18 protein-coding genes are annotated in these 26,783 nt (G+C 56.9%); 15 read left to right on the plus strand and 3 right to left on the minus strand.

The window, feature by feature from the left end; all coding sequences use genetic code 11:
• Nucleotides 1-20: 20 nt before the first annotated feature.
• The 11 genes from Enr13x_RS13275 to Enr13x_RS13325 all read left to right on the plus strand — a co-directional run bounded on the left by Enr13x_RS13275 (nt 21) and on the right by Enr13x_RS13325 (nt 7,939).
• The gene (locus Enr13x_RS13275; RefSeq protein ID WP_145386705.1) at nt 21-410 is read left to right on the plus strand and encodes a hypothetical protein; all 390 of its coding nucleotides are present in this window, start codon (nt 21-23) and stop codon (nt 408-410) included.
• A complete protein-coding gene (locus Enr13x_RS13280) occupies nt 407-673 on the plus strand; it encodes a hypothetical protein (protein WP_145386707.1) in 267 nt (88 codons plus the stop codon). Before Enr13x_RS13275 ends, Enr13x_RS13280 begins: the two co-directional genes overlap by 4 nt.
• 261 nt (nt 674-934) lie before the next feature.
• On the plus strand, nt 935-1,702 hold the full coding sequence (locus tag Enr13x_RS13285; protein WP_145386708.1) for a hypothetical protein: 768 nt from the start codon (nt 935-937) through the stop codon (nt 1,700-1,702).
• Between the two features lie 44 nt (nt 1,703-1,746).
• Nucleotides 1,747-2,358 (plus strand): hypothetical protein, encoded by a 612-nt coding sequence (locus Enr13x_RS13290; RefSeq protein ID WP_145386710.1) that lies wholly within the window; start codon nt 1,747-1,749, stop codon nt 2,356-2,358.
• Nucleotides 2,359-2,464: 106 nt separating this feature from the next.
• Entirely contained in the window at nt 2,465-2,719 is a 255-nt protein-coding gene (locus Enr13x_RS13295; RefSeq protein ID WP_145386712.1) for a hypothetical protein, read from the plus strand.
• 1 nt (nt 2,720) lies between these two features.
• Entirely contained in the window at nt 2,721-5,174 is a 2,454-nt protein-coding gene (locus Enr13x_RS13300) for a hypothetical protein (protein ID WP_145386714.1), read from the plus strand.
• On the plus strand, nt 5,174-5,608 hold the full coding sequence (locus tag Enr13x_RS13305) for a hypothetical protein (protein ID WP_145386716.1): 435 nt from the start codon (nt 5,174-5,176) through the stop codon (nt 5,606-5,608). Before Enr13x_RS13300 ends, Enr13x_RS13305 begins: the two co-directional genes overlap by 1 nt.
• Complete coding sequence (locus Enr13x_RS39770; RefSeq protein ID WP_197456003.1) at nt 5,574-5,783, plus strand: helix-turn-helix domain-containing protein; 210 nt, start codon at nt 5,574-5,576, stop codon at nt 5,781-5,783. The genes Enr13x_RS13305 and Enr13x_RS39770 overlap by 35 nt, the downstream gene beginning before the upstream one ends.
• Before the next feature lie 767 nt (nt 5,784-6,550).
• Nucleotides 6,551-7,129 (plus strand): winged helix-turn-helix domain-containing protein, encoded by a 579-nt coding sequence (locus tag Enr13x_RS13315; RefSeq protein WP_145386720.1) that lies wholly within the window; start codon nt 6,551-6,553, stop codon nt 7,127-7,129.
• Between the two features lie 52 nt (nt 7,130-7,181).
• Nucleotides 7,182-7,694: a hypothetical protein gene (locus Enr13x_RS13320; protein ID WP_145386722.1), complete on the plus strand. Its 513-nt coding sequence runs from the start codon at nt 7,182-7,184 to the stop codon at nt 7,692-7,694.
• Nucleotides 7,694-7,939, plus strand: coding sequence for a hypothetical protein (locus Enr13x_RS13325; RefSeq protein ID WP_145386724.1), 246 nt, complete (start codon nt 7,694-7,696; stop codon nt 7,937-7,939). Before Enr13x_RS13320 ends, Enr13x_RS13325 begins: the two co-directional genes overlap by 1 nt.
• A 112-nt stretch (nt 7,940-8,051) precedes the next feature.
• On the opposite strand, the gene Enr13x_RS13330 is transcribed toward Enr13x_RS13325, so the two are convergent.
• From Enr13x_RS13330 to Enr13x_RS39385, 3 genes are all read right to left on the minus strand, one after another.
• Entirely contained in the window at nt 8,052-8,411 is a 360-nt protein-coding gene (locus tag Enr13x_RS13330; protein WP_145386726.1) for a hypothetical protein, read from the minus strand.
• 906 nt (nt 8,412-9,317) lie between these two features.
• Nucleotides 9,318-9,638, minus strand: coding sequence for a hypothetical protein (locus tag Enr13x_RS13340; protein ID WP_145386730.1), 321 nt, complete (start codon nt 9,636-9,638; stop codon nt 9,318-9,320).
• A 242-nt stretch (nt 9,639-9,880) separates the two neighbouring features.
• On the minus strand, nt 9,881-10,207 hold the full coding sequence (locus Enr13x_RS39385) for a zinc-binding dehydrogenase (protein ID WP_145386732.1): 327 nt from the start codon (nt 10,205-10,207) through the stop codon (nt 9,881-9,883).
• 828 nt (nt 10,208-11,035) lie between these two features.
• On the opposite strand from Enr13x_RS39385, the gene Enr13x_RS13355 reads away from it, so the two are divergent.
• The 4 genes from Enr13x_RS13355 to Enr13x_RS13370 all read left to right on the plus strand — a co-directional run bounded on the left by Enr13x_RS13355 (nt 11,036) and on the right by Enr13x_RS13370 (nt 26,281).
• Complete coding sequence (locus tag Enr13x_RS13355; protein ID WP_145386734.1) at nt 11,036-11,659, plus strand: RNA polymerase sigma factor; 624 nt, start codon at nt 11,036-11,038, stop codon at nt 11,657-11,659.
• Nucleotides 11,656-15,228 (plus strand): WD40 repeat domain-containing serine/threonine protein kinase, encoded by a 3,573-nt coding sequence (locus Enr13x_RS13360; protein ID WP_145386735.1) that lies wholly within the window; start codon nt 11,656-11,658, stop codon nt 15,226-15,228. Before Enr13x_RS13355 ends, Enr13x_RS13360 begins: the two co-directional genes overlap by 4 nt.
• Nucleotides 15,229-16,355: 1,127 nt before the next feature.
• Entirely contained in the window at nt 16,356-24,125 is a 7,770-nt protein-coding gene (locus Enr13x_RS13365; protein ID WP_197456004.1) for a Calx-beta domain-containing protein, read from the plus strand.
• An 11-nt stretch (nt 24,126-24,136) separates the two neighbouring features.
• Nucleotides 24,137-26,281 carry an ankyrin repeat domain-containing protein gene (locus tag Enr13x_RS13370; protein ID WP_145386739.1) on the plus strand — a complete coding sequence of 715 codons (2,145 nt, stop codon included), beginning with the start codon at nt 24,137-24,139 and terminating at the stop codon, nt 26,279-26,281.
• Nucleotides 26,282-26,783: the final 502 nt, after the last annotated feature.

Genomic DNA, 26,783 nt, shown 5'->3' on the forward strand with positions numbered 1-26,783 from the left:
ACTAAGAAGGAATAAACCCAATGGCAAGACCGAAAGGGAAACAAATCGCCGTCACCTGCGGAGTTTGCGGCACGATTCGACACTGGCCCCCATCAAAAGCGGCGGGCAAAAAATACTGTTCCCGCCCATGCCGGGACCGAGGGCGCGAGCTGGTCACAGATTGGGACTGGATCGCCGGCGGGGCGTCGGTGATTTACCGGATGCCCGATTGTTCCGATCCGATGGGACGGGGTGTCATCGCCGATGACCGGGTGTTCCTACGGGTTGATGATGGCTGGCAAGAACTGGTTTTGCAGCGAAACGCCCACTCCGCGGGATTTCGCGTTGTCGAGCGTGTTCCCATCGATGCGGCTGAGATCCCGGCCCCGACCATCGAAACGCCACACGCGACGACTGAGGCGACGGAATGACCAATTTTGAAGCCGCCGCCCAGTGCACCATCGACCACAACCGCCGGCTATGGGCGTCGCGCCGTTTTCTGGCCGAACAGGCAGCCGCCCACCTGGACGATGCCGCGGCAATCCTGGCCGAGATCGACGACGAATGGGAGGCGATGGAAAACAACCACGCCCGATTGCGGCATCACGTCCGGCGGTTGCAGCAAAAGTTGGCGACCGACGACAAGCCGCTGAGCATCGGCGAACGGTTCGACATCATCACCCGAAAAAAGTAATTCCTCGTTAAGCACATCGCATCATTTTTTCCGACATGGACGCCGCTAAAACTTCCAACGTGACGGTCACCGCCAAGACGTTTACGGACACACCCCGTTGCCCAGCTTGCGGAACGACTGACCGAACGCCCTACGGGCACAACCGAACCGTCGAGCTAAAACCGACCGATCAGGAACCCTGGACGCACCTTGTAGCCCGTCGCTGCCGGTGTGCGAAATGCGATAAGCCACGAATCGATTATTTCCGAGAGATCCGAACCGATGACAAACCATCCAAACCCAATGGCGGGAATCCTGAGCGTCGGCGATGCCGCTGAAATGCTGGGGGCCAATCCGATCGACGTTCAGCGTGTAATCGCACTCGGCGAACTGGACGACAACCGCAACAAAGACGGCAACGTCGTGATGCGTGGCGACCTGGAACGATTCATGGGCCGTCGGGCACCGAACTTGAAGTCACTTCGAACCCGTGACGGATGGTTTGCACATGACCCCACCCTCGTCCAGCGTGACGAGTTTCAGCGTCGAATCCGTCGTCATGCCGGCGAACTGGCCCAAGTCACTGACGAGCAGATTGACGCGGCATACAAAGCCAACCCGCGGCAACGCCCCCTGACGTTCACGGTTGCCCCAACGAAATCGATGCGGGACTGTTTCGCAGCGGATTCAACCGGCACCCTGTTTGCCCGCAAACCCTCTGGCGTTCCGTTGGGCGTGTCCGCGATGGCGGCAGTCTTGCGGGATGGAGCACTGCGAGAAGTAAACCGACGACTCGGCCGGCGTGGTATGAGCAAGGGCGGAGTCGGCAGCCGCCACGCGCTCGAGACGCTGTACGAATCTCCCGAGGCGTTCAAAGGCATCGCTGAAGCTGCCAAGTCTGCGCTGACCGCCCTGGACGTGGCATTCCACGAATCCCGAAAGCCGGCATCGGCACCCGGTGAAGTCTCCATTCTGACCACCGTGAAGCTGTCGTCACTGTCGACGAACTTCGACCATCACGTCGCGATGGCGGTTGACCTGGCGTTCTGATCCCGACCACTCTTTTTGCCCCCTACCCTCCGAGGAACCCAACGATGACTGCCCTGTTAGAACGAGTCTTCAAGCAACGCGAAAAACAAGACCAAGCGATCCACGAAAACGAACAGCACATGCGCGATGAACTGCTGGAGCTCGCGATCAAAGATGCCTTCGGCGAAGAAGTCACCGACGACGACGCCAACAATCTCTCAGCGTTGCTGTACGCTCAAAAGTTGAGTGACGACGAATACGGCAAGCTGGTAGCGGCGATTGCTCGCGTGCCGGCTGCGGTCGGCAGTCACGAATACGTGACGGAACTTCACGAGCAAAAGGCCGCGGAGTTTGAAGAGGCGCAGCGGCAAATGCACCACGCCCGCATGGTGTTTGAGAACGCACAGCGGCGAGTCAATTTCTTGGCCCATCTCCCCACCGTCAATGCGACATCCCAAGCGGTCAAGCAGTTGCGTGAAGACGTCCCGATGGTGTTTGATGAATCAGGCGAACCGATCGCGGTATTGCGGGATCGAATCGAAAAGCACAAGACCGGCCAGCGGGAACATGACGCAGCCACCAAAGCGAAAGCCGCGGCGGCGACGTTCGACAAAATGAACGGCATTTTGGCCCGGCTGGGACTGAAACAATTCCCGGCACCGGGAGCAACCGAATAGCCACTCCCCTTCCGGCTAGCGGGGGACGTGGCCGGCGGCGTTGGTTTTTAAAGAATTGGCCAACGCCGCCACTTTTTTTATTCGTATCGACCAAGGATCAATCGTCGTGCTCGACCCTTTCGAAGAAATGAACCAGCAACTTGACGCGATGCGTGACAAGTTGGTCGATGGCGGAATCAAGCAAGTCGAAACCGGCGAGCTTGCTGTCATGTTTTACAAGTCGACGCAGATGATTGACGCACTGGAAGAAATCTCGTTGCGGGGCACGCAATTAACCGAGGCGATTACCGCGATCGGGAAGGCGATCAACGCCGAGTGCGAGCGGCGAGAACACAAGCAACCAACCCGAGGGGAAAAGTAACATGACCAGCAGCCAAAACATTGACGCGGGCGGGGCGAGTTTTGCGTTATCGCTGAAAGACGACCTGACCCGTGATCTACAATCTTCGCTGTCCAACGCCGTCAAAGCGGTGCGGGGCGTGGTCGGGGAGATCGATCGAGAGATCAAGGCCCTAGGTCGGACCATCACGGACACCGGGAAGCAAATCGCCAAGATCGGAGCCGGCGCGAGTGCGTTGGGTGCTGGCGTGACTTTCGGTTTTGCTCGTGCGACCATTGCCGCCGGCGACTTTGCCGAAACGCTTTCGATGTTTGACGCAGTGTTTAAGGATCAATCCGAATCTGTCCGGCGATGGGGCGAGAACTACGCAAAAACCGTTGGCCGATCACGGGGGCAACTGTTGCAGTTCTTGGCAGACGCCCAAGACACGTTTGTTCCGCTGGGATTCGACCGCAAAGAGGCCACCGAGCTTTCCAAAACCGTCGCGAAGCTGGCGATCGACTTGGGAAGTTTCAAGAACATCGACGACGCCGACGCACTGCGTAGTCTGTTGGGCGGCATCATCGGGAACACCGAAAACCTGCGCCGGTTTGGAGTGGTCGCACAAGAGGCTCAAATCAAGGCCCAGGCGTTATCGATGGGTTTCGACCCGTCAAACCTCACAGCGTATCAAAAGGCGTTGGCCATCTTGGAACTGACGCTAGCGGGCACCCAGGACGCACAGGGCGATGCGATCAAGACCGCCGGCAGTTTCGCTAACAGCGTGCGAGCACTCAAAGCCGCATTCGGTGACCTGAAAAACGCGATTGGCCAACCGCTCTTGGAAATCGGCACGTCGTTCGTCCAAGGCATGGCGGCGGTTATCCAGTCGATCAACATGGTGCTCGAAAAGTTTCCCCTGCTGACGAAGTTTGCCGCGGGGACGGCGTTGGCCGTTGGTGCTGTCGGTGCAGCGGCGACCGGGTTGGGCGTGGCGTTGGCAACGATGGGGACGTCCCTGGCGACGTCTGGGGCGTTGCTGCTGGTCTGGACGGTGCGAGCCCAGGGTTTAACCGCAACGATGGGGAAGATGGCAGTAGCGGCCAAGACCGCCGGCCCAGCGATCGCAGCGGCAACGGCAGAGGCCGGCAAAGGAGCTGCGGCGATGGCTGCGGGTGAATCGGGGGCTATGTCGTTCGGTGCTGCGTTGCGAGCCGTGGGAATGCGTATCGCCTACGTTGCGGAGGCGATCGTGCTGGCGTTTCGGTCGAACATCTTCAAGGCCGCAATGGGCGGCATCATTCGCGGTCTGAAGAACATCATTTCCGTTGCCCGGTTCGCGGGATCTGCCATCATCGGCATCGCCAAGACTGGCCTGGCTGCGGTTGCGCGTCTGCTGGTTTCGCCAATCGGTCTGATTGCGGGTGCAACCGCCGCGGCGATGAAGGGTCTGGAACTGTACTACCGTCGTGCCGAACAACTGGCGAACAAACGCGGGAAGCAACTGGACATTGAGCGGGTTAAGTTGGTGCGTCAGTCGTTCATCGATGCCGGCCAAACGCCACCCCATGACCTGTTCAAAACCTTTAATCCCAACGGTGCCCGTGTCGTCAAGAATCCGGCCCCCGAGCTTGCCGCACTGACCGCAGCCCAGCGTGGTCTGGTCGATGAGATCAACGCGATGCGTTCCCCGCTGGAAACCTTCCGCGATCGGATCAAGGCGGCAAGCGAATTGCTCAACCGTGGCGAGATCAGCAAAGATCAATTCAATGCGTTTTCTCGCCAAGAGTTTGATCGGTTCCAACAATCCGACCCGGCGACCCAGGCACGCAACAGTCTTGCCGATCAACTGCGAACGCCTGCGGAAACGCTCCGCAAATCGGTTGCCGATGCTCGCAGGTTGTTTGCCGACGATGCACAGATGATGCGTCGCGCGGTCCAGGCCGCTGTCGATACGTTCAAGGCGACCGATCCGGCGGAGCAAATGAAACAGCAACTTATGACGCCCGTTGAGCGGATGCGGCAATCCATCGCCAACGCTCACAAGTTGTTCGCAGGCCAACCGGAGTTTCTTCGCCGCGCGATTGCCGCGTCCGTGAAAGAGTTTAAGGCAAGCCAACCAACCGCCGCTGACGACCCAGGCATTAAAGCTGCTGAGGGGATCAGGGACGCACTGAAAACCGATGCCCAGCAAGTCGCCGAGAAGATGGCCGAAGGCGTTAGGTTGGTGCAATCTGGCCACCTGACGAAAGCAGAGGCCCAGGCGTTCAACCGTCAATTGCGTGACGACTTTTTGGGTGACAATCCCGGCAAGCCAAGTTTCCAGCAGATGGCGGCCCAGAGTGCTCACGTAGCCGCAAACATCGGCAAGTTCGCCCCGAGTTTCGACAACACGTCATCGGAAGAAAAAGCCTACAGGCGGAAGACAATCGAACTGCAACAGGAGATGCGAAAGGAACTCAGGGACATTCGACGACGACGCCCCGCGTTTATCTGATGGATCAGTTTAGAACTCGGGCGGAGCTTGATCGAATCCGCGTCAAGCATCGGCTACCGCACTCCACTCTCGGCGAAATGCAAGCCGAAGTGTCGGCGTTTGTCTCCGTCGGCATGGACGTTGACGAAGCGTGTCAACTGGTTGGATTGCCCCGCCGGCTGTATCGGATCGATGCCGCCGGCAATGAGCGGATCACGCATCTACCGACGCCGGCGGAGATCGAAGCGTTGACAATTCGCATCCGTGCGGGCGAGCGAATCTGTACCCGCCGAAGTCAAGAACGGTGGTTGAAGTACAACGAAATGATCGAAGCAGGCGACCCGGATTGCGAATCGTTCGACCTGGCCGGCCAGATCGCCGAGGATGCGTGCCCCCTCCCGCCCTGGCTCTATTCCGCCGATGAAGAAAAAGAAACGCGATCGCGTGGTCGATGATTCAAACCACCTTTTGACGCTGGCCGAAGTTGCCAGAATCGCAAACGTCAAACGCGATGACGTTGACCGATGGATTGAGACGGGAGCGTTGAAGTCGGTCCCGATGCCGGGCTCCACTCGGCGACGTGTGAGGCGGCGAACGTTGAATGCGTTTCTGGCCGAGTTGCGGGAGTGAAATGCTCCGCCCCCGGATCCGGTGTCGGTCGATCGAGCGGCAACGGCAGCCGCACAATCATGCGGCCGGTGATGACCAGAGCCGCCGGTGATTGCGTCCCTGCAGGGACGCAGGAAACCGCGTCATCGGACGTTGCCGACTAGAATTGACGTCAATTCTAGTCGGATAGTGAGCAGCTATCCGGCGATCCCAACGCCCACTGCAACGTTCGGAATTCCGAACATTTCCGATCGCGTCAGCCGAGAGCAGCTATCCGGCGATCCCAACGCCCACTGCAACCGACAGTCAGCAAAGAATCAAGCGACCTTCGCCATAGAGCAGCTATCCGGCGATCCCAACGCCCACTGCAACAGCCCCATCGGCAGCCCCCGCAAAACACGGGGCGAAAATGACCGTTTGCGAGCGGTCCCCGATTCCATGTTGAAAAACTTTCGTTGTCGCTGTTGACTCCGGCTTTAGGTCCCGGCAAACTCTGGTCTCTGTCTGGCTGTTTTGCGGGCTTGAACACTTAGCAAAACTTCTGATCGGTTCGTTTCACCCGATCAGCGACCCGGCCTCCACACGATTCTTAGGCAAATGAAAATGGAAAAGTCGCTCAATACGTCGGTGTTATCCAAGCGTTGATCCTGCACAGGCAGGGGAGCAAAGTTTCATCGGGCGGCCAAGTGGTAACACTTGGTAGGGACGTGTGCCCTTTCGCTGTTCAAGCGTGTTGAGCGACTTTTCCGTGCGCGCATCGAATCGGTGCGCAAGGGGGATTTCATCCCATGGCTTACATCTCTTTCTCTGAGGCCGCACGTCGCGCCGGCGTTTACGTTCATGGCGTTCACAAGTTGGCCGATGCGGGCATCATCCAGCGACACACCGTCAAAGGGCATCGCTTCCCGATGCTGAATGACCGCGACGTCGCGACGATCAAGGAACACTTGCCGGCCAGATACCTCCCGCCGGTTCGCGTTGCGATCGGAAACACGTTCACCGATCCGACACCTGCGGAGATTCGCGACCGGTGTGAAATGATCCTGGCGAATCGAAAAAAGGTCAGCCCGCATGAGCGTTGCCGACAGCGAATCTTGTGGATCCTGAGCCACCAAGGCGGTCTGACGATAGATCTCGTTGCGACCGCACTGGGGGCCAGCACAGTCACCGCATCGGCAAGGCTGAAAGAACTGGAAGCGGTTGGGTTGGTTGAATCGATCGGCATCACGCATCGCCGCTACTTCTGCGCCGAAAGCGTCGGCAAGTTTGCGGCAATGGATACCGCCGACACCATCTTGGCCCGTTTTCGCACTCGAGCGGAACGCTATGCCCGTCGATCGAGAAGACCGCGACAGGCCGCCGCCTAATCGCTGTTCGTTTAATCAACCAATCAAACATTCAAATCAGAGAATCAATTCCATGACCAAGAACAGAACCAAGATTGTCAGCCGCAAGCAGTTCACCGCCCAAGAGCGCGACGATCGCATGCTGCACTTCGCCGATGAAGCGTACCGCTGCATGCACATCAACTTTCACACCGGAAGCCCGGACAACGGTCTGCTGATCGGTCGGGCGGTGCTGCCGATCCTGGCGAAACAGATTCACCGCACGATGGTTGACCGGTCCCATTCCGGCCAATCACTCAGTCAGATTCTTGAGGATCTGCTGTCGCAGGGCATCGTCGACGAATGCACTCACGTCAGTCTGCGTCGAGCAGCTGCGGCAGTGGGCGAATTCGGCAGCGGCCGGGACCTTCACGACGTGATGGCAGCGTGTGACGTGCTGAGGAGGATCACGAAGTCTGCCGCGTTCAAGGACGCTGCAGAGGTCAGAAGATTGGCCAAAGCCCGCAAGGCTACCGACAGAAGACCGGCGTTGATCCGCTGGGCATCGGCCGCCGCCGGACTATTCAGCGTCGGCGCGTCGTCGTGATGACCGCCGAAGATTGCGAGCCGGCGATTCCAGCGACCGCCTACGGGATGCAACGCTGGCAGCTGGACGCATGGGAGGCCGATGTTGCGGTTGATCGCATCCCTGACCACTTGGGAGCGTTCCAGGTGGTCAGATTCGACCGCGACGATCACGGAACGATTTGGGACGGGTATGTCCTCCCCGAGTCGCGAGACGCCGGCCTGTTCGTTCTCGGCTGGCTTGTCGGCCGCGAATCGATCGCATAACGCCGGCATCAATTCAGGCCGCCGGATTCGCCGGCGGCCGCGGGGCATCGGGTTGAATCTCGCCGCTGGGGCATCGGGAGGTGTCACCCAGGATGGCCGAAGGCCGCGCGGTCTAAACTCTCTCGCTGCAATCATCATCTGCCGGCGCAATAAACGCCGGGCCGGGATTATGATCCGACGGATCTGGAAATCTAACAGGTATCTCGAATTCGATTCTGGAAACGCATGCTTCCGAAATCGCTGCTTCAAGCTTTCCACTTGCACCAATCCCTAAGACGGAGAGATTCGTTTTTCCTTCTCCTTGTTTTTCAGATGCAACTGTGACAGCGACATCAAACTTGATCTTCGAATCCTTGCCGTACGAGCCGATAGCTCTCCCATCCCGCCGAGTTTTTACAAGTTCATCGTTTGCATCGTTCATGCCGCCCATGACTTCGACAATCGTTTCCTTAACGAATTCCCGGACATTCATTATTCACCTTCGTTTGGAACGTCAGTGTTGTCATACGCGATAGACCTGGATGCGATGCTCAGAGCTTCAGCAAGTTCCTTTGCCTGATCCTTTGTGAGATGAAGGCTTCTGCATTCACCGTTGCTGGAAAACTGCAGATAGACTTGGTGATTCGAAAAGAAATTCGAGACGATTACTTCAACAACTGTCGGCTCACCACTTTTATCAGCGAGCCCGTTGTTACCCGGCGTGTATAGGGGTTCTTCAAAGTAACTCATTGTCGACATGTTTCATGCTCCGTTCCATTGACCGTAGCCGGTACAGATACCGTTTATCCGCCCCGTTCGGCTCTATCGAGCGACCTTTATACCGCAAACCGCACCACAACTTGCAACGGGCGTATGTACTTTGGTAAGCTGATTTTGTTGTGAAAGTGGTGTTTTCCCCGCGAAAACTGGGTTTTTGCTACGGGCATTTTGAGATTTTGACATCGTAGAGGTCACAGATTCGAATTCTGTATCGCCCACTCCCGAAAACCCCGTGAAACCCAGCGTTTTGCGGGGTTTTTTCGTTTCGAGCGGCTTGGGACGCGTCTTTGTTGATGTTGCTGTAACCTCGCTTGATCAATTACGGGCCGGGCACAGTCGGTCCCGGTGTTCAGCCGTAAGCGATTGCGTAGCTGGCGAGCATGTGAAGGGCGATCATCGCGGCGAACCAAATCGCCATGGTGCATGCGGTCGATGCAACCGACTGCGCTGAACGCAGCGTCATCCCATGTTAGCTTAGGGCGAGCTGCATCCCCTTGAAATGACCGACTGGCGTCAATGGCCTGAGCCGATCCAGTCGAACCGGCTTTCAGCATTCGGTACCAAAACCGCTGAATCCGCGAAGTGTATTCGTACGGTTTTTCCGTCCAGCATACGTTGCTCAGCTCGACGGAACGACCTGGACTCGGACCATTGTCGAGAGCAGTTCGACAAAGGCTTTCGACTCACGTTCCTGACTTCCTTCGACGTCCAAGACGCATTCACCCCAGTACATCCAATCGGGGAAAACACTGTTGTTTGTGAACGTCCCATCACCGATGAAGTGAAACAGGTGGATTTCCTTTCCGCCAACGAGCCTCAGCCCCACGTTGAACCAATCAGAGCTGTCGTGAGCGCTCCACGAAGCGCCCATTGTATTGTCGTGATAGCCATAGGTGATCGCCTCGATGTCGCCATACGGAAATACGTGATGGCGACGCAAGAAGCAAAGATATCGCGAATGGAGAAAGACGGTCTCTGCTTGAGGGGCAATCTCGACCTCCCGTACGGCCAATCCAATAAGCAAGATCCGCAGCCGCCAAGCTGTCTTGGCAACAATGCGACAACCTCGTTTTTCAACGCGTGGGCAGATTGAGAGTCGTCGCATGATGGAGCTTGTTCCAGAGGTGCTATCGGGAAACGTCAGTCGCACGGCGCAGTGATGACTACGAACTAGATTCCGCTTCAGGCGTCCCATTGGATCGCGATATTCCCGATATTTCGTCCCGAGTCTACATGACGGTGAGCTGCGACAGCCTCTTCGACTGGGTATTGCCGGCTGATGATCGGTTTCAAGTGCCCCGAACTTCCTAGATGAGCAAGAAGGATCAGATCATCTAGCCGCTCTGCGGCTGGGAGGTGCTTTTCGATCCAAACTTTGCGGTGATCGAAGTTCTCTCCAGAAACTGGATCGTCGCCGAAGAGAAAGCATCTGCGAACCGTCCGATTCATAATGTGCGCAATTGCGACCTCACTGGGGTCCAAGATCTCAGCCCGGGTGAGTCGAGCCATCACAGCCCCATGTGCTTGGAGAGATTAGAGAAGAGAAGCGGATTGGATCCTATCTCGGTCGCGTCTGCCCGCAACCCCAACTGAGAGTGCTCTGTCCCCGCTGTCCAACTGTCCCCGCTGTCCCTGTCCCAACTGAGAGTGCTCTGTCTCCGCTGTCCCCGCTGTACAACGCGATCTCGCTGTGCTGCATTGGCGCTTGCCGCTTGGGCAACCCTGGGTGCCACGCCGGCCCGTGATCGGTGGGTCCCGAATGAATGCCTGAGCGCATGAACGTGAGCAACGCATCCGTCCGCGTCGGTCTTGTCGATCCCGGCGCCGATTAGGTCGCGGTTCATAATCCGCAGGATGCCAGCCGGCACATTGAATACGATTTCGGATCGGTCGCGGCCGTTGATCCATTCACGCGGGTCGGCGACAAGGTTGCTACGCAATGCACGGGTTGACAATGCAATGGTTGAACCCTTGCGGCTTATCTCCTTGCAGTGACGCAACTTGATGAACGGATCACCGCAAACCCTATGCGCCGGCGTCGAATTTTTGTCGAGGAACTGAAAACCCGCCTCGTGCTGGCGACGTTCATGGTGACCAGCACGGCAAACTATTTCGACGGAAATGGCCAGCAGACATTGAGCGACGTCCTGCCGAGCGATAAGGATGCAAGTGGTGCCGACACGGTTACGTTCTCCGAGTGCTTCTTCTCGACCCAGCACATCTGGTCGCGGTCAACGGCCCCGGCCAAGACGCCAGATGCGCAAGTAGATCCTTCCACGCCCGAAACCGTGTACAATGCGGCGTCAGATGAAAAGACTTCGTTAATGGGAGTAGACATTGAAGAACGCTACAAATTGGGACTTCCTGGTCCAACGTGCGGGGCGTGGGGATACCGAAGCGATCGCCCAAGTTTTCGAAGCGAACCGCGAGCGTCTTCAGAATTACGTGCATCAACTTCTCGATTCGCGAGTCAAGATTCGAGTGGGCGCGTCGGATGTCATCCAAGAAGTATTCTTGGACGTGCAGCTTCAGATCCAAGGGTTTCTTGCTCATCCTCGAGTTCCCCTGTCTGTGTGGCTGCGTGGAATTGCCGCGCAGCGAGTCATCAAAACCAACCGTGCCCATATCTTTACCGCTTGCCGTTCGCTGATTCGAGAGCATCGCCAATCCGAACGGTCGTCCGATCTCCAAACGCATCAATTGGTCTCGGATGATTCGTCTCCCAGCCAACAAATCGCTAAGCGTGAATCGCACATTCAAGTGCATCAGGCCTTGGACCAGCTCAAGCCGTCTGATCGCGAGATCATCGTTGCGAGGCAATTCGACGGACGCAGCAACCGTGATCTGGCAAAATCGCTTGGGATCAGCGAGACAGCTGCCGCGATGCGTTATGTCCGAGCACTCGGCCGATTTCAACGACTCGTTCGAGGATCGCTCACGACCTCCGGGCTCGGCCAATGAGCGATGTCCGTGGGTTGTCCGCTCTTGAGGACGATTCGTCAGGATCGGCAGACTCTGACGACGAACTCACCCGCATCCTTGCAGACATCGCAGAGGATTATCACGCTCGTGCTGAAACAGAAAGTGACTTTGACGTCGCAAGTCATTTGATCGCTCACCCTGAACACGCCGAAGCGATTCTGGAAATGGTTGCCACGCTTGAGTTTTTCGGACAGTGTGATTCGCCGAGCGCACCGGATCGAGCGACGGCACTGTCAGCCGGCCAGCAATTGGACGACTTTCGGATTGTTCGAGAAATCGGCCGGGGCGGCATGGGGATCGTCTATGAAGCGCAGCAGGTTTCGCTCCGGCGACGCGTCGCATTAAAGATTTTGCTTTTGCCTCTGCTCTCGACCGACCTGCAACGACAGAGATTTGCTAACGAAGCGTTCATTGCAGCGCAATTGCGTCACCCGAATATCGTGTCGGTCATCTCCATCGGTTGTGAAGGGAACATTCACTATTACGCGATGGAATACATCGGCGGCCCATCGCTGGCAGATATCATCCGACAGGGAAGTCCGTCTCGAAAACGACTTGCAACAAACTCGGAACCCGACACCGATGAAACGGAGGATCTCGATCGGTCAAAACCGCTTGCCAATTCGTCCCACCTGACTTGGATTCCTGAGCATGGACCGGACAGTCGACGATGGGGTGCCAGCGTCGCTTTGACTGTCGCGAGGGCGTTGCAATACGCACACGACAGCGGCGTTCTCCATCGCGACATCAAACCATCCAATCTGCTCTTTGACGAGCAAGGCAAAGTGCACTTAACCGATTTTGGGCTGGCGCAACACACACACCAATCGGCATTGACGCGTACCGGAGACATCGTCGGGACGCTGCGATACATCAGTCCGGAACAGGCTTCAGGAAATCGAAAACCGATTGACGCGCGATCCGACATCTATTCGCTCGGGCTGACGCTCTACGAGATCGCTGCCGGTCGCCCTGCTTTTCCGGAGACCTCACCGGCACAATTGCTGGCACAAGTATTCCATGACGAACCGCTTCCGTTACGACACGTTGACGCGAGTATTCCCGTCGATCTCGAGACGATCGTTCTCCGAGCGACCGCAAAAGATCCGGCGGATCGCTACGAGTCAGCAGAAAGCTTGGCGAATGATTTGGAACGATTTCTCAATCGCCAGCCGATCAACGCCAAACGGCTGAGTTTCCAAGAGGTTGCCGCCCGTTGGTTCTGGAGACATCGCAGGCGATTGCTGTTCGCCTCGTTCTATGGACTGCTGCTCATCGTCGTTTTGGGGTGCAGCACGATTGCCATTTTCCTATCTCAGCTCGCTACGAAGCGAGCGTTGGTCACAGCAGAGGCAAACGCGATGCATGCCCAGGAGGCTGTTCGCCAATACCAAATCAGTCATCGCCGGACCACACAGTTGCTCTATGTGGCCAACATGCATGCGGCCGGCCAAGCCGAAAGGGTCGGTGACCTTTCGCGTCTCTCCGAAATCCTCCATTTACATCAACAAGTCGAGACCGACCATTGCGTACACGGCTTTGAATACGATCTACTTTGTGAACGCACCAAGACCGCGTCAAAAGAACTTTGGACCACAGAGGGTGCGTTGTATAGTGTTTGTGTCTCTCCTGATGGCAACAAAATTGCGTTTGCTGGACAAGACGCCAACGTCAGAGTGCTTGATCTGTCCAGCGGCGATTTGGTCTGCCAGTTCCCCACCGAACAAGGCGAAGTCAATCAAGTTGTGTTTGATCAAACAGGCACAAGGCTTGCCACGACGGGCGACACCGGAACGGTCTGTCTCTGGGATTCACAAACCGGTCAGAAACGACGGCGGATCTCCGCTCACGATGGCCAAAGCTACGGGGTGGCGTGGGTGCCAAATGACCGTGGCGTCATCTCTTGTGGAGCGGATCGGCAGATCAAGGTCTGGCCGATCTCAGGGAACTCGACTGCGGAAAACGTTCTTGGCAGCCACCGCAGGTCCGTCGAAGCGATCAGTCTGTCCGATGACGGACGTTGGCTGGTTTCGGCGGGATCTGATCATGTCGCTAGTGTATGGGATACGACATCGAAACGTTGCATCCAAGCAATCGTGCCCGGAAACGCGTCGGTCAATTGTGTTGCCTCGTCTGATGAAGGAATGGTTGTACTGGGCACCAAAGCAGGCATCGTGGCGGCATTCCATTTGGACGATCCGACGCAATTCTGGTGCGCCGCCCATTTCGACAGCATCTCAAGCGTCGGGTTTGCGTCCGACGGACGAACCGTCATTGCCGGCGATCACGGAGGTGTCCTACGTGTCTGGGAACCGATGGATTCGGGACAGCTACGATCGGGCACGACGACAGCGTCTCCGCTCCCGATCGCCATGGTCCGTCCCGATTCGGTCCAGCTGACGACGAAAGACGATCTTGCAGATCAACTGCAAAAAGGGGGCGTCGCAGGTTTGCAAAGAGAGACCGATACTCAATTCGTACGCACCCATGCGATGCGACAGATCGCCAGTTGGGAAGCGCATCTGGGCCGAGTCTACTCGGTTCAGTCGATCGGCAACGGCGCAGCGGTTTCTACCGGTCAAGACGGTCGACTGGTCCGCTGGAGGTTCGGACAAGAGACAATGCAATCGGTCTCTGGACCCGCCGAGCAGCCCATTCGGAGATTTGCCATGGGGGATGATGGACGGATCATGACCGTCCATCAAAATAGCACCACGATTGGCGAGGTCGCCGATGGCTCGCTCGTCGACATCCTCACGAGCGATTTGAATTCGATCACCGCCGTCCAGACGTCGCCGTCCCATCAATGGCTGGCCGTCGGCGGCCCGGGCCCGGCGATCGAAATCTGGGACCTTGCGTCCTCCACTCGCACCTGTCGCATCGATGTATCCGGCAAAGGTTTTGTCAGCAAGATTGTATTTTCACCGGATGAGCGATTGATCGCGGTGGTTGGCATGAGAACCAAAAACTCTGTGCCAGGACACGAGGGTGTGATCCGCGTCTACGACGTCCACAGCGGCAAGCGACGTTTCGCCATGGCCGCGGCGGATTGCCAGGCGATGGCGTTTCAACCAAACACGGAACCGCCCACCCTGGTCTGTCATGATCGACACGACCTTTTGATCTGGCGTCTCGGATCTCAGCCTGACAGGGTCGCGGACGCGCACGACAACGCGATCAGCCAAATCAGGTTTTCTCGCAACGGCCAGTTATTTGCCACCGCCAGCCACGACCGCTCGGCAGTACTTTGGGACGCCAGGGGCAATCGGTTGGCGACGCTCGTCGGTCACAACGATCGGGTGTTCGCAGCTTGTCTTCATCCGAATGGCCGGACGTTGGTCACTGGCAGCGAAGATGGCGAGGTGAGGTTGTGGAATGTCGCAACTGGGCAACCGTTGTTCGTGTTGAGAAGTTTTTCGAGTCCGATCCGGCAACTTGGCTTCAGCTCCGACGCCCGAAACCTCGCCTGCCTGTTGGACGACGGAACATTGCACCTGCTCGAGACGGGACTCTCAGCGAATGAAAACGCGGCCGGCGGGCCGAAATGACGGCACTCAGGTGCGCTGAATCATTCGCCGACGGCTGGTCGATTGAGTGAGATCCGCCAAGTCATCGGAACACAAGTTAGACAACGCCACTTTTGCTCGTTTTCCAGCTCGAAGCGCAAACGAGTGAATCTCTTGCGGCGGATTCCACTCGCTCGCGTGTCGAGCTGGTGTTTTCCAGGGAAAAACGGCAATCATGGCCGTTGTCGCGCAACAGCAAATTGCGACATCTCGGGGCCCCATACCCCTCTGCCACTCAGGCGTGGCCGAACGCCTCTGGGATCATTATTTTTCCGAGAGCGACAAATTTTCGAAGAAATCCTGTGAAATCTGGCAGCAACTCGGCAAGTCCCTGATGAGGGGACTGTTTGCCACTCTAACATCATGATTCGAACACAGGGAACTGCGCCATGCGGCAGGGATTCTTCGGTAAAAACGGGGCAGGCGTCGGACGAACAAATAAAAGGCGCGAGCAGCGGAGACAACGCGCTCAACGACGGAGAATGTTGCTCGAACCCCTGGAAAGCCGCCGGTTGCTCGCCACCATCTTCAGCGACAACTTCGAATCCGGTTCCCTGAGCAGCTCAAAATGGTCGGTGAGGGATGCGCGCGTCGATTGGGACAAAGGAACTTCAGGTCCCAAGATGTTTGTCAGTTCCTGTAATCTCCCGAACTGCAGTCAAGTGTTGGGCACGTATGCGGCGGAACTCGATGGTGTCAGAGAAGAGTTGCGGTCCAAAACGATCAACTTGCAAAACTACGTTTCGGCGTCGTTGAGCTATTATGTCCAGGCCGGTGGGAATGAGAATGCGCCAGAAACGGTAGACGACCTTTACGTCCAGTATCGTAAGTCAAATGGCGGATGGGCAACGCTGGCTAGCCACGATGTATCCGCGTTTGAGCCAAGCTTCCCCTCTTTTGATCAAGACGGTTTTCTCTCCAGAAGCGTAAATTTACCTGCGGGGGCATTTCACTCCAATTTTGCTTTCCGTTTCAATGCCTATGCGTCTGATTCCGGGGGGGCTTTTGGGACGACCGGCTTTGACGACTGGTTCATTGATGTAGTCGCTCTCACTGGAACTCTCAATTCGCCACCATCGATCGCATTGACGGGGACCAACGGGACAGTGTTGGACAATGAAACTCACTCGTTCACCTACACGCCATCGGATCCAGACAACAATCTGTCCAGCGTCTCTGCTGTGGTAAAACGTGGAAACACCACCGTTTCCTCGTCCACTAGCACAACGACGACAACGCTTTCTCCGAGTAACAATGCCGGGCTCGGCAAATATGAAATCACGGTCGTTGCCACCGATGCGAAAAACCAGTCTGTCACGGCGACCCGTTCGTATACCTTGGACGACGACGACAAGAGCGCTCCCTTGATTTCTTTGGGCGGCTCGTCCGGCTTGGAGAACCACACTCAGCCACAAGCCTTTTCTTGGTCCGCAACGGACCAGGATTCTGGAATCGATTCTTCCAGTGTCGTCATTTCCCACAACGGAGCAACGATTCACACGTCCAATTCCGCGTCGGGAAATTTCAACTTCGACGCGTACGGCATCGGGACGTTCACGATCTCGATGACGGCGACCGATGACGACAATGATCGTACGAATGACTCGCTGAGCAGTAGCGCCAGCCAAACGGTGACCGTGACCAATGTTTTACCGGAGGCAGACGCCGGCTTTAATCGTGTCGCAGTGGAGGGAATACCGATTGCCTTTGATGGCTCAGGCTCGACGGACTCCGATGGCGACGCACTGACCTACTCCTGGGATTTCGATGACGGCAACGTCGGTTCAGGTCCCCAACCTTTGCACGTCTTCGAGGACAACGGCACTTACACGGTCTCACTGACCGTGGACGACGGATATGGCGGTTCGCATACGGACACGATGACCGTCACCGTCTCGAACGCCGCTCCTCAAATACTCTCGATTAGCAACCCGGGCTTTGTCGATCCTGGCAACTCCGCTGAAATCATCGTCAATGCCGTCGACACGCTGCTCGACACTCTGAGCTACGAGTTTGATTTCGACAACGACGGTGCATTTGAAATCACCAACGACTTGGGTGCCGCGTCACATACCTTCGCCGATCCGGGAGTCTATCCGGTCAATGTTCGGGTCTTGGACGAAGACGGAGGATCCGCCACCGGCTGGACGACAGTGCAAGTCGGCGCGGGCGCGACGATCATCCCCACCATCAACTTTGACAGCGTCGATCAATCCGTTTCCGAGGACGCCGGCCAGCTCACCCTCTCCGCGACTCTGGACACGCCAACGGACGCGGATGTCGTGGTGCCACTGGTGTTGTCAGGCAGCGCGGCGGCGGGTAGCGATTATTCGTTCCCCTACACGTATTTGTACATTCCATCAGGACAATCCCAGCAAACGACGACGTTCGACATTAGCAACGACGCGATCAATGAAGCGATGGAAGAGCTGATCATTTCGATGGGCACGCCGCTGAACGCCAACTTGGGGACAGAAATCGTTCATACCGTGGAGATCTCTGATAATGATCCACTACCACAGGTCGCGTTCGCTAGCTCCGGACAGGTTGCCTCCGAAGACGGAGGCGAGATCATTGTTTCGGTGCGGCTTTTGCAGCCCTCCGGGCGTGACGTTTCCGTACCAGTGGAATTCGCCGGAAAAGCAGAATCTCCCGACGATTTTCAGGTCAGCGGGCCGACAACACTCGTCATCCCCGCCGGCCAACTCAACGCGACGACAACCATCAGTGTGATCGACGACGCAACGGCCGAAAACAACGAAACGATCGTCGTGACGATGGGGCCACTGATCAACGCAGACGCCGTCACGGATGCTAGCCAGCCGTCAGTGCATGTGGTGACGATTCCTCGCAATGATGCTCCATCGGTCAATCTCGAGCCCGTCTTTCAGTTGGTCGACGAGTCCGCCGCGACGGTTTCGGTGATCGCTCGGTTGTCTGGTCCGTCTCCAAATCCCGTGACTGTCCCTTTCACCATTTCTGGCTCCGCCGTCCTCGGAGCCGATTTCAGTGTTGATCCATCTACTGAAATCGTCTTCCAGCCTGGCGAGACGGTCGCGGCCATCGACATTCCAATCGTGGATGATTTGACTGCCGAGGACACGGAGACCGTCCGCGTTCAGTTGGATGCCCCGACGGGTGCCACGCTGGGGACAACGGCCGCACACCTCGTCCGGATCGAGGACAACGATACGCCGCGAGTGTCATTCAACCGCACGGCCAATTCGCAGTACGAAGACGAGGGCAAAGTTGCGATCGAAGTCTTTCTATCGAATCCCCTGGATCATGAAATCGCGGTCCCAATTGAAATCTTCGGTGGAACCGCCAGCAACGGCAACGACTATGTCCTCGCGGCGAGCGAAGTGATCATCCCTGCCGGTTCCTATCAAGGCAGCCTGATCGATCCACTTGACGGTACCGCAGCGCTGAGTTTCCTCAACGATTCCCTGAGTGAAAGCGATGAAACAATCGGTCTGAACATCGGAATCTCGAATGAATATCTGCTAGGCAGTTGGAGCCAGCAAACGGTAACGATTCGCGATGACGACCCCTTCGTGAACCTCAGTTCCACGACCACGTCGGTCGACGAAGATGCCAGCTCGATCACGGTCAACGCCGAACTGTCCGCCAGGACCAACAAGGACGTTACCGTTTCGCTCGACTCCCGTGGGATCGCGCTCAGAAATAGCGATTACACGATGCCGAATACGGTGACGATTCCAAAAGGATCGACATCAAAACAAATCACGATCGAGATGATCAATGATACGCGTGTCGAGAAGATAGAGTCATTTGTCGTCTCAGCTACCTCGGCATCGAACGCATTGTTGGGGGGAGCGATCAATAGGACGCTTTCGATCCATGACGATGATGTTCCGCCAACGGTGACGTTTACGGTAGAGCAACAGACTGTGAGTGAAGATGCCGGAAACGCGTCAGTAACTGTTCGTCTTTCTAGTCCCGCCACGGAGAGACTCCGAATACCTTTGACGTTCATGACTTACAGCGGAAGTTTAGGGCTAACAGATTTCGACAGCGTTCCCGATGAAGTGGTGATTGAAGCAGATTTTCGTACAGGCGTAATCAAGATCCCCATTCTAAATGACGAGATCAAAGAACCCCGCGAAACATTTGTCATTCGCCTCGAAGAGACAGCAGCAGTTGAACTCGGTGACACTAGGACGCACCATTTGACAATCGTGGACGATGATCGGAAGGCATCAACATGTCCTCCCGGAACCCAGGAAAACGCTGGGATTATTTCTGGATTGGTCATGGATCGGGACGTGACGTCGTGCGGAGGCGCGTTTATCGAGGTCGACCAGGCGGAAAGAGAGAGAGAGAGAGAAGATGACTCAATAACAGGGGGGATAGTGTTCGTCGTCGTGGGACTCGGCAAACACATCTTCAAGTTCGTGAACGGGCCTATATCCGACGGCACGGTATTCTTTGACGCGAACAAGAACGGCGTTCACGACTTCCTAGACTTGGATGGGAACGGCACGCAGGACCCGAGTGAACCCGATGAGGTCTCGGCTAAGACAACCCCGGATGGTTTCCTTGAGCTTTCGATTCCCCCCATCTTCGATCAAGACAACGATGGTATCCTGAGCACAAATGAAGGGCAATTCGTTGGTGTTGGTGGAACCAATGTAGCCACTGGACTATCAATGACCGCCCCGATGGTCGCCCCAGTGGGTTCGTCGATTATCAGTCCTCTATCCTCGCTGATTTCAGCGTTGATCGATCAGCGGGGACTATCGCTGCCAGCAGCACATCAGCGAGTGATTGATGCATTCGATCTGCCGCAGGTCGAGTTAACCACGTTCCAGCCTATGTTAGAAGCGTCGGTAGGCAACGGTGACGGGGCGGCTGTCTACGCCGCCAGCATCAAATTGCAGGATACCATTTTGCAGACGGCGAATCTGATCTCCGGTACGACCGATGCTCCCCCCGTGACGTTCCTGGCGCAGCAAGTCGTCAATGATCTGGCGAGCAAAATCTCCGTGCCCGGATCGCAACTGGACCTCAGCGAACCGGCCGTGCTGGAGGCAGTGATCCAAGGCGTGATCACGGAAACCGCTGTCGACATTGATCCTGCGGTCGTGAGTGGCGCAGCAGACGTGATCGCAGCCCTTAATCAGCATGTCGACGACATTCCGGTATCCACCGACATCGACTACTTGACCCAGTTGGTTCAAACCGAACTCGTGGCTGTCGGCGAAGTTGCCTTGTCTCTGGCCCAGGCTGCATCCGGGCAGACACCCATCCAAGATGTCATTCAGTCAAGCACGGGCAACGCATTGGATAGTCGCGTCAGCACGGCTACGGTCGGTGACGTGATCCCTGTCACCCTTTGGGTGTCAGACGTCGCCCATGTCGAAACGGATGACGGCAGCACATTTTACGAATTCCTGGTCGAGCCCTCGAGGCAGTCAAAGAATACCATTTCTGTCGACTACGCTACGCAAGATTTCACGGCCATGGTCGCCGATGGAGACTACGCGGCGGTGCAGGGAACGTTGACATGGGAGCCCGGTGATAACTCGCCACGTACCATCCAAGTAGAAGTCTTTGGGGACACCGCGTTCGAATCCGACGAGTCGTTCTTGCTCTCACTGTCGAACGAACAGAATGCGGCGTTACGCCGCGAACTTGCACAAGGCGTGATCTCCAACAATGACGCATTGTCCTTCACCGTTCCTGCCGGGGCGAATGAAAACGATGTGTCCCTCAGCGTCCGTGAATCGATCGTCGACTTGACTCACAATGGGCAAGTCGTCTTCAGTGGTTTCCTCTCCTCACCGACCCCAATCGTCTTGTCCGGAGCCGACGGAGCCCAGAACTCTTTTGAAATCGACTTGGATCGTCCTAGTGATGCTCTCTCTGCTGGCGTGCACGTGCAGGGCGGTCATGGCGGCACCAACAGCCTGACGGTCGGCGACGGGTTGGCCGGTCGCGTGGTGCATACGCAGCAATCCGATGTCGCTGGCAGTCTTGATGTCGACACCAGCCTGATCACCTACGCCGGGATCGAGTCCTTCGCCGACGACCTCGCTCCGTCGTTTCCTTCCCCGCCGCTGAACTTGATCGAAGGAGACACGGTCTCGTTGACTGGACTGGGTGCCGATTCGGAAATCGCCTACGACTTTACCTGGGAAGTCACTCTCGATGGCGAACCCTATCCTTCCGATCAAGGTTCACCTCTGCAGGCAGTAGGAGGTGATTTGCAGTTTGTCGCCGATGATGATGGACAGTACGTCGTCACCTTGAGCGCTACAAACGACGACCGTGGCAACGCCGCCTTCATTCGCAGCTTTACGGTCGCCAACGTGAAGCCTTCGTTTGAGGCCGGGCCTTCGGTCTACCTGGGACCGGACACATTCGGGCATTTTGAAAGAACCGGCATTGCATTCACCGATCCCGGTGCCGATCAGTGGACCGTTACCGTGGATTACGCGGACGGAACGGGGCCACAAGTGGTTCCCTTTGACCCGATCGCCAAAACATTCGATCTGGCACACACCTTTGCCGTCACCGGAGACTACGCGGTCAGCGTCACCGTCGATGACGGCGATGGTGGGGTCTACACCGATACATTCAACGTGGACGTCGTGCTCGCGATGGTCGAGTTCTCGCAGGCGAGCTTCAGTGATCTTGAAGGCGTCGGGACCAGCCACGTCGTGACGCTGGAACGCAATACCGATCGAGTCACTTCGCAGGTCTTGGTCGACATCAGCGGAGGCTCCGCAACCGCCGGCGGCATCGATTTCGATGACAGCGATTTCGATGACAGCGATTTCCCCATGCTGGTCACATTTGATCCGGGTGTGCAAACGCTCTCCATCCCAGTACCGATTCACTCGGACAACATGGTCGAGCTCGACGAAACGATCCTGTTGACCGTGACCGCAGTGAACAACGCCTTGATCAACGACCAAAACACGACTCAGTTGACCATTCGCAACGACGACACGGCGACGGTTTCGATCGCCGATTTGAGCCAGGACGAAGAATCAGGGTCGTACACCTTCAAGGCCATCCTCGACCACCCGGTCGATGGCGGATTCACGGTCGATTACGCGATCAGCGGCAACGATACCGAATCAAGCGACATCACGAGTTTGCCCGGCGGAACATTGGCGTTTGCCGGCAATGCCAACGAAGCCCAGGACATCGTCGTCACCGTCGATGACGACTCGATCGTCGAAGGCGACGAGAGTTTTCTTGTCAGCCTTGGTGTGATCGTCCCGGCTGGAACGCCGGCCTTCGTTCCTGCGGACGTGTCTGCCAGTGACACTGCCACCGGGACGATCGTCAACACGGACACGGCATCGATCACGATCGACGACATCGTCCAGGACGAAGAACTCGGCACCTACACCTTCAAAGCCATCCTCGACGACCACGTCGAAGACGGGTTCACGGTCGATTACGCGATCAGCGGAAACGACACCGAGACAAACGATATCACGAGTTTGCCCAATGGCACCTTGACGTTTGCCGGAATTGCCGGTGAGTCGCAGGACATCGTGGTCACGGTCGATGACGACTCGATTGTTGAAGGCGACGAGAGTTTTCTCGTCAGCCTCGGTGCAATCATTCCGGCCGGATCGCCAACCATCGACGCGACCGACGTTGCTACCAGTGACACCGCCACCGGCACGATCATCAACACCGACACCGCTTCGATCACGATCGCCGACGCTTCGGTAGTCGAGGGCTCAGGCGGAACATCGAATTTGGTTTTCACAATTGCGTCAACGAACCCGTCCGAAGAAGACTTGACGGTGCAAGTCGACACGGCGGAAATCCTGGGCCAAGCAAAGGGCGGTGGCGTCGACTACACGGACATCGTGAGCCACATCGCGACGATCGCCGGTGATAGCGTCTCGACATTGACCACCGTGACGGTGGTGGTCAACGCAGACTACTTTGTCGAGTCCGACGAAACGCTGGAAGCCAACCTGACCCATCCACAGTTTGATTCCCAGGGCGATGAAACTCGTGTGATCATCGGAGACGCACAGGCAATCGGAACGATTCTCGACGATGATTTGGAGAACAGCGTCGTGGTGGGCGATGGGGACCTCGACAATACAAAAGTACTCTACGTCAACGGTTCGTCATTTGACGACAAGATTGAGGTGAAGCTCGGTTCGATGGGATCCATGGGTTCGATGGGATCCATGGGCTCGGTGGGTGGCTTGTTCAAGATCACGATCAAGACGGGCTCGATGGCCGGCTCTGGTTCGATGGGGACGTTCAAGCATGAGCAGATCGTCGATCCCGCAGATCACGAAGGCGTGATCAGCAAGATTGTCATTTACGGGCTCGATGGCAACGACGACATCAAAATCCATGGCGACCTCGACGGTCTCCGCGGATTCCTGTTTGGCGGCGACGGCGATGACAAATTGAAAGGTGGTAAGTCAGATGACGTGCTGATCGGTGGGCCCGGGGACGACAAGATGGACGGAAACAAGGGCCGAGACATCCTCATTGGTGGCATTGGGAAGGACACGATCAAGGGCGACAAGGACGAGGACATTTTGATCGGAGGGACGACGGACTATGACAACAACAACCTCGCAGCGATGTGTGCGATCATGGATGAGTGGACGCGTTTGAACAACACGTTTGAAGACCGTGTCAACAATGTCTTTGACGCAACTGGTGACGCGGGAGCTCTCAATGGCGAATACACTTTGATGAACCATGTTCAGATCAGTGACGGCTCGAAAGACAATCTGAAAGGCGGTGGCGGCAGTGGAGCCGATTGGTTCATTGCGTCGGAAGCGGATGATGACAAGACGGACAAACTCAAGGACGGTGAGGCGTTCTGGAGTGAAGTCGAGGCGTTGTTCTTTGAGACTTGATCTGACACGATGTGAATCGGACGGTGGACGACGTGCTGCAAGATCAAGCTGAACATCACGAGCTTCTCGAACGCGTTGAACGGATCCTCAGCGATCGCTGGGACGGCCCCGTTCGATTGGGCGAGGTGACGCAGCTCTCGGAGCGACGGGCACGGAATATGGTGTTGCGGTGCAAGCTAAGCGGGGCTCCCGATGGTGCCCCGCCCTCGGTCATTCTCAAACGGGCACGCCAACGCAATTACGATCCTGACGACCCCAAATCGCGTCCCGCGGTGGGCCTGTTCCGCGATTGGGCCGGCCTGCAGTTTCTTGGTTCCCTTGGCGATCAAAATCTTGCGTGTGCCGAATGGTACGGTGGCGATCGCGAATCAGGCTTCTTCTTGATGGAAGATCTCCGTCACACCGTGGACCTGGACCACTTGTTGACTCGCTCAAGCGAATCGGAGGCAATGGACGGTTTGAAACTGCTGGCCAGCTCACTGGGGCGAATGCACGCTCAGACAATCGGCCGCGAAAGCGAATATCAATCAATCCGTGGCGTCTTGGGGCCGGGCGACACGGCCCATCGTCACCGATTGGCGCAGCATGCTCGAGAGGCCGGACCCTACTTTGCGGAACGATGCGAATGGTTGAAAGTCGATCTGGTTCCTGGTGTCGACCGTGACATCGAGCGCATTGCCAGCGCCATGGCCGAGCCAGGTGACTTTCTGGCATTCACCCATTGTGATGCCTGTCCCGACAACTGCAGGATCACGGAGGATCGACTGTATCTGATCGATTTCGAGTTCGCCAGTTTTCGGCACGCACTGCTCGACGGTGTCTATGGCTGGATCCGTTTTCCAACCTGCTGGTGCGTTCGCGATCTTCCGGAGTCGGCAGTACAAGCGATGGAGAGCGCTTATCGACGCGAGTTGGCGAAAGGCTGTCCAGCGGCCGAGGACGATACGGTGTATTTCCGAGCCGTGGCCGAAGCCTGCGGGTATTGGCTGTTGGAGAACATGGCGCAGCTTTTTGACCGTGCCGTTGAATACGAAACGCCCAAAGGAACGTCGACCAATCGTCAGCGTTTGATGGTTCGAATGGCGGCGTTTTGCCACGTGGCCCAGCGAGCCGAGCACTTGATGGCACTCCAGGAGACTTTTGCCAGGATGCTCGATCGACTGCGTCAGTTGTGGAGGGACGACATGTCGCTCTACGACGCGTTTGGGCAAGCGATGCCGGTCACCTCCGAACAGGTATCGGCGATGGTCGCCGCGGTTCAATCCGGTGATGTGGCACGGGTTCGTGACTTACTCGATAAAAACCGCGGCCTATCCAACGCCAAAGCCCTCGATGACGATCAATCTCCCATCTTGCGTCTGGCGATCGAGAGCAGGAACGTTGAGTTGATCAAACTGCTGTTGGACTCCGGTGCCGACTGGCGGGTCACGACACGGAGCGGTTGGACGACCCTCGCGCGGGCTTGCTCGCATGGCACGCCGCGGATCGTCGATCTGCTGTTGGAAAAAGGGGCAGACTTGAATCGACGTGATAGTTGGGGGCTCCTGCCGATTTATGGTGCCGTGTCGAGCGGCAACGCGGAGATGCTCAAACACCTACTTTCACGCGGGGCCCAGCCGGACCTGAAACTTGCCATCGACCTGCGTCAGCCCGCGTTGGCCAAACGATTGGTGGAGCAGGACCCCTCACAAGCTCGATTGCGATTTGGGACGGGGGTCACACTGTTGCATGACTCGGCTCGAGTGGGTGATTCGCGGATCGACGCGATGAGTCTCTTGCTGGCACATGGCGGATCAGTCAACGCAACGACAAATTGGGGCGCGACACCGTTGCACCTGGCTGCATTTTTTGGGCACGAGCAAACCATCCGATGGCTCCTTGGGCACGGCGCCGATCCAAACGCGGAAGACAAACGGGGGCGAACTCCGAAAATGCTGGCCCATGGAAGGGGGCACAAACGGTGTGCCCGTTTACTCGGATACGATTCAGAAGGACAAACGGATTGCACGCTCGGATCGGGAGATCACTTGAATGCGTTTGACGATCTCTTCGCCGACTTGGGAGGCACCCGCGATGGCGAGCCCCATCCGATGGACGACCTGCAATCGGAATTCGGCAAGTGGCTTGGGGAACGCAGCAGTGGTCGGCCAACTTAATGTCGACGAATTTTCCAGAATCGATTCGTAAAGGACGCTACGATCACGGAGTGATCGGCGACATTGGAAAATGAACAAGCCGCCAGCCGTCGATGGACCCTCTGCTCCAACATGAGTCAGAGTAACCGTGCCTCTCCAACAGATTCCTGTCGAATACAGTCGTCATATCGCCTGTTGTGGTCTGAATCCGATCGTTTGTGTTCGGCTGAGTGCGGGCTCTAGGTGTGGATCAGAGAACATGTATTCTGGATCCGTAAACGCACCACCCAAAGCAAAACGCATCTCTCCCTTGACCGTGCCAACATTCACCAACTCATCGCGGGAGGCACGGGAGTATTAACGCCGATGCTCGCCAAAACGCACATCGATTGCTCGCGAAACGGTTCCGCTTAGGGGCAAGATCGTTGCCATAATTGGACAAACCCCATCCTCGTCTAAGGCGCAGAAGTTGGACCAACCGCAGCGTTTTAGCCAAACCCCTGACGCACCAGCGGTGGCGGAC

The organism is Stieleria neptunia (assembly GCF_007754155.1).
GTDB lineage: Bacteria > Planctomycetota > Planctomycetia > Pirellulales > Pirellulaceae > Stieleria > Stieleria neptunia.